This window comes from Pedobacter changchengzhani (assembly GCF_004354365.1).
In the GTDB taxonomy this organism is placed as follows: domain Bacteria; phylum Bacteroidota; class Bacteroidia; order Sphingobacteriales; family Sphingobacteriaceae; genus Pedobacter; species Pedobacter changchengzhani.
The window spans coordinates 1-9,042 of record NZ_SJCY01000022.1 but is presented as its reverse complement, the minus strand read 5'-3'; the positions used below and the strand labels follow the sequence as shown (position 1 = coordinate 9,042).

The window sequence follows — 9,042 nt, the reverse complement described above, 5'->3', positions numbered from 1 at the left end:
CCGATCCATAATTGGGGCTTGGCATTTTCACAACTTTATATTAAATTTGGTGAGCGAATACTGAAAGAAAACAGTAGCTCCTGAGAAGCATTAATTTAGATAATGACACAGTTCAAGTTACACTCCCTATCATGGTTGAAAGATAAATTTTCTGTATTTCCGTGGCAAAAATATCTCTTTTGTTTTCAACTACATCTAACTAAAACGCTAACGTTCCGTGTTTTCTGTGTTTCCGTGGCAAAATAACTCTTTTGCAACTACATCCAACTAAACCCTGACGTTCCGTGTTTTCTGTGTTTCCGTGGCAAAATACCTCTTTTGCAACTACATCCAACTAAAACGCTGACGTTCCGTGTTTGCGTGGTAAAATATCTCTTTTGTTTTCAACTACATCCAACTAAAACTCCTGACGCTCCGTGTTTTCTGTGTTTCCGTGGCAAAATAACTCTTTTCAACTACATCCAACTAAAAAGCTGATGTTCCGTGTTTTCTGTGTTTGCGTGGCAAAATAACTCTTTTGCAACTACATCCAACTAAAACTCCTGACGTTCCGCGTTTTCTGCGTTTCCGTGGCAAAAATATCTCTTTTGTTTTCAACTACATCCAACTAAACCCTGACGTTCCGTGTTTTCTGTGTTTCGGTGGCAAAAATATCTCTTTTGTTTTCAACTACATCCAACTAAAACGCTAACGTTCCGTGTTTTCTGTATTTCCGTGGCAAAAATATCTCTTTTGTTTTCAACTACATCCAACTAAAACGCTGACGCCCCGAGTTTTCTGCGTTTCCGTCGCAAAATAACTCTTTTGCAACTACATCCAACTAAACCCTGACGTTCCGTGTTTTCTGTGTTTCCGTGGCAAAATAACTCTTTTGCAACTACATCCAACTAAACCCTGACGTTCCGTGTTTTCTGTGTTTCCGTGGCAAAATAACTCTTTTGCAACTACATCCAACTAAAACGCTGATGTTCCGTGTTTTCTGTATTTCCGTGGCAAAATACCTCATTTGTTTTCAACTACATCCAACTAAACCCTGACGTTCCGTGTTTTCTGCGTTTCCGTGGCAAAAATATCTCTTTTGTTTTCAACTACATCCAACTAAAGCTCCGACATTCCCTGCTTCACGCGCAAAAGATAGTCCCAACTATTTATCATCGCTTTGTAAAACCAATAAATTAATTTAAACTCGCAAACCAAACTAAAATCTATCCCGTATATTGTATTATGAAAACGATTTTGAATAAACTGATTTTAATATCAGCTGTTGTGTTTACAACAAGTTTTAGTGCTTGTGCGCAAAAACAAACAAAGGAAACAAAGCAACAAGAAACTACAGATCAAATTATAGCAAAAAAGAAAATGAATTGGAATAAATTAACAGCAGAAGAAACACGTGTAATCGTGAATAAAGGAACTGAAGCGCCTGGGACAGGTAAATACGAACACAATAACGAAAAAGGAACTTATACCTGCAAGCGTTGCGGTGCAGCACTTTACCGGTCAGACAGTAAATTTGATGCACATTGTGGCTGGCCATCGTTTGATGATGAAATTAAAGGTGCAGTAAAGCGTCATGTAGATGCGGACGGCTCTCGTACCGAGATTGTTTGCGCAAACTGTGGCGCACATTTAGGACACGTTTTTACAGGCGAACAGTTCACTGCTAAAGATACTCGCCACTGCGTAAATTCTATATCGTTAAACTTTGTTCCTGATAAGAAATAAATTTAATTTTTTGGTTTATATGATGGCGTGCAGCGAAAGTTGTACGCCTTTTTTACGGCTAAAATTTTTATGATTTCCTCTCAAAATATTGGTAATAAAGTAAATGCCTATATTTGCGCGCTCGATAAATAATTTTTTTAGTATGAAGTATCTGATATTGTTAAGTTTCTGTTTGTTTTTTTTAAACGTTAGCGCACAAAATGCCATTGAGCATAGCGAACCAGATTCGATCAGAAAAACCGTTTTAGCAACCTATTACCACCCAAAATTCGAAGGCAGACGTACCACAAGTGGCGCCAAATATCGGGCGAAAAAATTAACCGCTGCCCACAGAACATTACCTTTTGGAACCGAAGTAACAGTTACCAATCCGGATAACGGAAAATCAGTAGTTGTTAAAGTAAATGATAGAGGTCCGTTTGTGAAAAGATTGGCTATCGACCTATCCGAAAGTGCGGCAAAACAAATTGGTATCTTCAAAAAAGGCATTGCAAAAGTGAAGTTAAGCTACGTACTCGAATAGCTTTAAATCTGCCAAAAACACGGCTGTTAACAGTCTAAAAATTTAGTTATTAACACTATTTACGATTTGCTAAAGCCTTAAAAAGAAAGTCTTAGCATTTTTTTTGCTCCAATATTAGATTTATTTATTGGTTTTCAGCACCAAATCTAATCCGATGTTAACAACTTTGATTCTGTAAAAGGCCTTCATTCTATATATTTGTTAATACAAAGTTCTTTAACTTTTTGGCTTTAGGTACAAATATAAAAGCTTAGTTTTTAGTCATTTATAAAGTCAATCTCCTGATTGATAATTAAATTCTCCCTAGCTAAACTCTATTAATTTGTAAACAAGCAATAGTTGAAACTTGCAAAAACAGCGTTTGATAAAATACACAATCAATCATCATATAAACTTGATGGATGTCGTACTTTGTCTGCTTGTTTTAAATTGACATTTAAATACATCAGAATATGGAACAGGAATTATTACTACAAGAGAATAAAGACAGATTTGTGTTATTGCCAATCAAATATCCGGCAATATGGGAAATGTATAAAAAATCTGAAGCTAGTTTCTGGACAGCAGAAGAAATTGATCTTTCTGACGACCAAAAACACTGGGATAATTTAAACGATGGCGAGCGACATTTTATTTCTCACATCCTTGCTTTCTTTTCGGCTAGTGATGGTATCGTAAATGAAAATTTGGCTGTTAACTTTATGAGTGAGGTACAATTGCCAGAAGCACGTTGTTTCTATGGTTTCCAAATTATGATGGAAAACATCCATGCAGAAACTTACGCACTATTAATTGATACGTATATTAAAGATCCTGACGAAAAAGATCGTTTGTTCCATGCAATTGACACGGTTCCCGCTGTAAAAAGAAAAGCAGAATGGGCACTCCGTTGGATAGATAACGGTTCTTTTGCAGAACGGTTGGTAGCTTTTGCTGCGGTTGAAGGTATTTTCTTCAGCGGAAGTTTCTGTTCGATATTTTGGTTAAAAAAACGTGGTTTAATGCCAGGGTTAACTTTTAGCAACGAATTGATTTCTCGTGATGAAGGTTCGCACTGTGAGTTTGCTTGCTTGTTATACAGCATGCTGAGCAATAAATTAAGCGAAGAGCAGGTGCACGGAATCATCAGCGATGCAGTAGAAATTGAAAAAGAATTTATTACCGAAGCATTGCCAGTTGCATTAATCGGCATGAATGCTAAATTAATGAGCCAATACATCGAATTTGTGGCCGATAGATGGTTGCAAGAATTGGGTTATAGTAAAATTTACAATGCAACTAACCCTTTCGATTTTATGGAAATGATTTCCCTGCAAGGCAAAACCAATTTCTTCGAAAAACGTGTCGGAGATTATCAAAAAAGTGGTGTTTTAACCTCTGGCGATAATAATAAATTAGCTTTTTCTTTAGATGAAGACTTTTAAGCTAGAGGGTTAAAAGGTGGAAGGCGGAAGGTCTTGATGCCTGATAAATACTGGATAATAAAAGGTAGAAGGTTTAATGTCTTGCTACCTGATACTAAATACTTGATACTAAAAAGCGAGAAGATCCTGATACTTTCTACTCGATACTAAAATAAAAAATATGTTCGTACTAAAAAGAGATGGCCGTAAAGAGGCAGTGCAATTCGACAAAATTACAGCTCGGATTCAAAAACTTTGTTACAGTTTAAATGCAGAGTTGGTTGATCCAATTGATGTAGCCAAAAAGGTTATTGAAGGTTTGTATGATGGCGTAACTACATCAGAACTGGATAACTTAGCTGCCGAAACTGCTGCTTCTTTAACTACAAAACATCCCGATTATGCTTTGTTGGCTTCGCGTATTGCGGTTTCTAACTTACATAAAAATACCACAAAGTCATTTTCAGGTACGATGAAGATGCTACATGAGTATTTTGATCCGAAAGCACAAAAAGCAGCACCACTTATTGCCGATGATGTGATGGAAATCATCGAAAAAAACAAAGATATTTTAGATAGCACAATCATATACGATCGCGATTTTGGTTTCGATTATTTTGGCTTTAAAACGTTAGAGAAATCTTACCTTTTAAAAGTAAACGGACAAATTGTTGAGCGTCCTCAGCATTTGTTTATGCGTGTATCTGTCGGTATCCACAAAGAAGATATCGAAAGTGCAATACAGACCTATAATTTAATGAGCGAGCGTTGGTTTACCCATGCTACGCCAACTTTGTTCAATGCAGCTACGCCAAAACCTCAAATGTCATCATGTTTCTTGCTGGCCATGCAAGATGATAGTATTGAAGGTATTTACGATACTTTAAAGCAAACGGCGAAAATTTCGCAAAGTGCTGGAGGTATTGGTTTAAGCATTCACAATATCCGTGCAACAGGTTCATATATTGGGGGTACAAACGGTACAAGTAACGGTATTATTCCAATGTTGCGTGTTTTTAACGATACAGCCCGTTACGTAGATCAGGGTGGGGGCAAGCGTAAAGGAGCTTTTGCAATTTATTTAGAGCCTTGGCATGCCGACGTTTTTGAATTTTTAGATCTTCGTAAAAACCACGGTAAAGAAGAAATGCGTGCTCGCGATTTGTTTTATGCCCTTTGGATAAACGATTTGTTTATGCAACGTGTAAAGGATAATGGCGAATGGACGTTGTTTTGTCCGCATGAAGCACCAGGTTTAGCAGATTGTTTTGGCGCTGAATTCGAGACTTTGTACACAAAATACGAGGCAGAAGGCCGTGGCAGAAAAACCATTAAAGCACAAGAGCTTTGGTTTGCCATTTTAGATTCTCAAATTGAAACCGGTACGCCATATATGTTGTTTAAGGATGCTGCAAACAGCAAGTCTAATCAGCAGAATTTAGGAACGATTAAGAGTTCTAACCTGTGTACGGAGATTATCGAGTACACGTCTAAAGATGAAGTTGCCGTTTGTAATTTGGCTTCGTTAGCACTGCCTCGTTTTGTAATCAATGGCGCTTTCGATCATCAAAAATTATACGATGTAACTTATCAAGCTACAGTTAACTTAAATAAAATCATCGATCATAACTATTATCCAGTTATAGAAGCCGAAAACTCAAACATGCGTCACCGTCCAGTTGGTTTAGGTGTACAAGGTTTGGCCGATGCGTTTATTTTATTGCGCTTGCCTTTCGAAAGTGATGAAGCAAAACGATTAAATAAAGAAATTTTTGAAACGATTTATTTCGCTTCAATGACGGCTTCTCACGATTTAGCTGTTAAAAACGGTCCTTACCAAACATTCAAAGGTTCTCCGCTATCAAAAGGAATATTCCAATTCGATATGTGGAATGTAACGCCAGATAGTGGCCGTTGGGATTGGGAAGTGTTGCGTAAAAAAGTAGTTAAAGATGGTGTGTACAATTCATTATTAGTTGCGCCAATGCCAACTGCATCAACATCGCAAATTTTAGGTAACAACGAATGTTTCGAACCATATACTTCTAACATTTATACCCGTCGTGTATTAAGTGGTGAGTTTGTAGTGGTAAACAAACATTTATTGAAAGATTTGGTTGCCCTTGGTTTATGGAACAACGATATGAAAAATAAAATCATATTGGCAAATGGTTCGGTACAGGCAATTGATACAATTCCAGATTATATTAAAGAATTATACAAAACGGTTTGGGAAATTAAAATGCGTAACATCATCGATATGGCGGCCGATCGTGGTGCTTATATCTGTCAGTCGCAATCGTTAAACTTGTTTATCAATGCACCAAATACTTCAAAGTTAACTTCAATGCATTTTTATGCATGGGAGAAAGGTTTGAAAACAGGAATGTATTATTTACGTACGCAAGCAGCATCGCAAGCGGTTAAGTTTACAGTAGAAAATCAAGGCGGAAAAGCCATTGAAGCCGTAATTCCAGCAAATATGACAGCAGATCAAGTTGCAGAAGAAATTGTAGATGGGCCAGTTTGCTCAATGGAAGAAGGCTGCATTAGTTGTTCTGGTTAACCCCTATATCCCTGCCTGTCCGGCAGGCAGGCCCTAAAGCGGACTTTGAATAGCGAGTAATATAGGTAAGGTTCTGGACGTAAAGTTCAGAACCTTATTTTTTTGGTAGTTTTTCCAATTTCCCCGTCATTGCAAGGCCGGGCTAAAGCGAGCCGAAGCAATCTATATAGTTAAGTTTTTTCAATTTCTTCATCGTTTTGAGGCCTGGCTAAAGCGAGCCGAAGCAATCCATGTAGTTTACTTATTTTTGGAATTGCTACGCTGAATTAGAGCGAGCCGAAGCAATCTATATAATAAAGTTTTTTTCAATTTTTTCCACCTTTGACAGGGCGGGGCAGAGCGTGCTGAAACAATCTACCTAATTTAAAAGTCACATCTATTTAATTGCAAATTCAATAATAAATATTTTAAATGCTATTAAAAGCCAAAGCTTATCCTTATTTTCGAGAAATTTTAAAACAATGAAAAAAATAACGCTCTATCTTCTCTTATCGATCTTCCTGTTCTCTTGTAAAAAGAATGTACCAACAAAAGTGGTTGAAAAACATTTGGTAAAAGTTTCAGTAGGCCTTGCACCTTCACCGTCAGATGTTGCTTTTGTTCAACGTACTTCGTTAGAAGTCGGATATAATCAAGATTTTAGTAAGTTAATTTATTATAGTGTGCCAAATATAACGAGTAAAGGAATCGAATATGATATCAATAACAGAATAACAAAAATACTGAAAGAACAAGTTCTTTATTCAGGTAATCCTTATTCCGGCGTAAATACTACCAATTTAATTGAAACAAATTTTGTGTACGATAATACTGGGCGAATAACGAAGATTTTTAGCATTGTAAACAATAGTACCAATTCAACAAGTTTCAAGTACGATAATATCGGACGTTTGATAACCGTAGCAAATTTTGATTCAAGAGTTGAATACCAGTATGTTGGAAGTAATCAATTACCATGTAGTTTTGAATACTTTATTGGTAATGTTTCATTTTGGCAAAGGAAAATAAAATTTTCTGACAAACCAAGCCCCTACACCTCCATGCATGGATTAGAATTTTCTTTAGGTTATTATTTTGATAAGTTAATTCTTGAAGATGGTACAGATTACATTTATGATGGAGATTATCTAATTAAAACATACAATAAAAATTCTGGAGAGGCAGTATTATATGAGTATCAATAGATAGAATAATTATTTTTTAATGTGTATGTGTTAATGTCAATCACACTTATTTAGATGTTTTATGGGATTTATGTAAAACAATTTTAAATGCGATCCTCCCGAGGCAATCCATCTAATTACTTTTTCAATTTCTGTGGCCTTACGTGGCTAAATTATAACGAGTCAATATTAATTGGTTTTTTGAAAACGTTCGGTTCTGTGCTTTTCCATTCCAGCAGTCCCGCTCTTCACTTCAAATCCACGTGCTCGTTCCTCGCCTTGCGGGTTTTCCGTTGCGATCGGGTTTAAAAACAACGGCAAGTACAAAAAACGCAGTTTTCCCAGCATTTTCTTCACATGGAAAAAACCCTAGAATATCCGATAGCTTATCTAAATGAGATTGACGCTAAGTACACAAAGCAAGCACTAAGTAATCTAATCTGAAGTTATGTTAATCTTTTTTCACCATTGTCATATACCAACTTCACAACAAAATGATCCATCTTAACTTTCTTAATTCCTTAATGGTTAAACAATCAACGCCTATTTCTTAGGCTAAACAATAATCAACTTCACAACCAAATGATCCATCTTAACTTTCTTAATTCCTTAATGGTTAAATAATCAACGATTATTTAGGTTATACAGTAATCAACTTCACAACCAAATGATCCATTTTAACATTCTTAATTCCTTAATGGTTAAATAATCAACGCTTGTTTAGGCTAAACAGTGATCAACTTCACAACGAAAATGATCCGTCTTAACATTCTTAATTCCTTAATGGTTAAACAGTCAACGCCTATTTCTTAGGCTAAACAATAATCAACTTCACAACCAAATGATCCACCTTAACTTTCTTAATTCCTTAATGGTTAAATAATCAACACATATTTTTGGGTCAAACAATAATCAAAAACGGTCTAACTGCTTTTTATGACCACATCTCCGCTAAAACCTGCCACAACATTCCACCCTTTCATGCCCAGCCTGTGGCATCAACATCCACCCCGCACGATGGCCGATAAATTTTTTCTTTTTGTTTTACAGCGCTTTAGCGCCTTTGTTCCAAAATAATGCCCATGACTGTTTGCATGTACGGATAATTTTTCTACTTTTGCATCCCGCTTCGGAGGAAGGGCAGAAAGTTGAAAAGTTGGATTTTGATTAATTGGAGCACAGAAAACGGATATGGGGGAGTGGAGAGAAAGCTTTAAATTATTTCAAAATAAAATTAGTAGTTGTGAAAATAACTGCTACCTTTGCAACCCTGTCCGGAAGGAACGGAAAGAAGTGAAAAGCTGAAGAAAAATAAAAGAAAAAAATAAAATTTTTTTCTTTTAAATAACAAAAATTTTTCTACCTTTGCACTCCCAACCGAAAGGGATGGGAAACAAAAACAAAAACGCTGGTGTGGCGGATGTCACCGGAGCGAACAAAACAAGATTGAAACGGGAAGAAACAAAGTAGAGACGAACAAGACTTTACCAGACTGATACCTGAAGATATATATAGACCGGCCGTGAGGCTCACCGGGTCGCCAAGTTCTTAAAAGAGATGTCAAGTAGCGCAGCGGGTATAACGAAGTACGCATTCAAGTACAGAGTGACCAGCTGAATTTTAAAGTCAGTGACTGACAGACAATACAAAAAAAAGAAGACT

At 36.5% G+C, this 9,042-nt stretch carries 5 protein-coding genes; all 5 read left to right on the top strand.

What is annotated here, in order from left to right:
* The first annotated feature begins 1,224 nt into the window (after window positions 1-1,224).
* The 5 genes from EZJ43_RS16820 to EZJ43_RS16800 all read left to right on the top strand — a co-directional run bounded on the left by EZJ43_RS16820 (window position 1,225) and on the right by EZJ43_RS16800 (window position 7,401).
* Window positions 1,225-1,725 carry a methionine-R-sulfoxide reductase gene (locus EZJ43_RS16820; RefSeq protein ID WP_133263888.1) on the top strand — a complete coding sequence of 167 codons (501 nt, stop codon included), beginning with the start codon at window positions 1,225-1,227 and terminating at the stop codon, window positions 1,723-1,725.
* Window positions 1,726-1,867: 142 nt separating this feature from the next.
* Window positions 1,868-2,248, top strand: a complete 381-nt coding sequence (locus EZJ43_RS16815; protein ID WP_133263887.1) for a septal ring lytic transglycosylase RlpA family protein — start codon at window positions 1,868-1,870, stop codon at window positions 2,246-2,248.
* A 452-nt stretch (window positions 2,249-2,700) separates the two neighbouring features.
* On the top strand, window positions 2,701-3,672 hold the full coding sequence (locus EZJ43_RS16810) for a ribonucleoside-diphosphate reductase small subunit (protein WP_133263886.1): 972 nt from the start codon (window positions 2,701-2,703) through the stop codon (window positions 3,670-3,672).
* Window positions 3,673-3,832: 160 nt separating this feature from the next.
* Window positions 3,833-6,217, top strand: coding sequence for a ribonucleoside-diphosphate reductase subunit alpha (locus tag EZJ43_RS16805; RefSeq protein WP_133263885.1), 2,385 nt, complete (start codon window positions 3,833-3,835; stop codon window positions 6,215-6,217).
* A gap of 461 nt (window positions 6,218-6,678) precedes the next feature.
* Window positions 6,679-7,401, top strand: a complete 723-nt coding sequence (locus EZJ43_RS16800; RefSeq protein ID WP_133263884.1) for an RHS repeat protein — start codon at window positions 6,679-6,681, stop codon at window positions 7,399-7,401.
* Window positions 7,402-9,042: the final 1,641 nt, after the last annotated feature.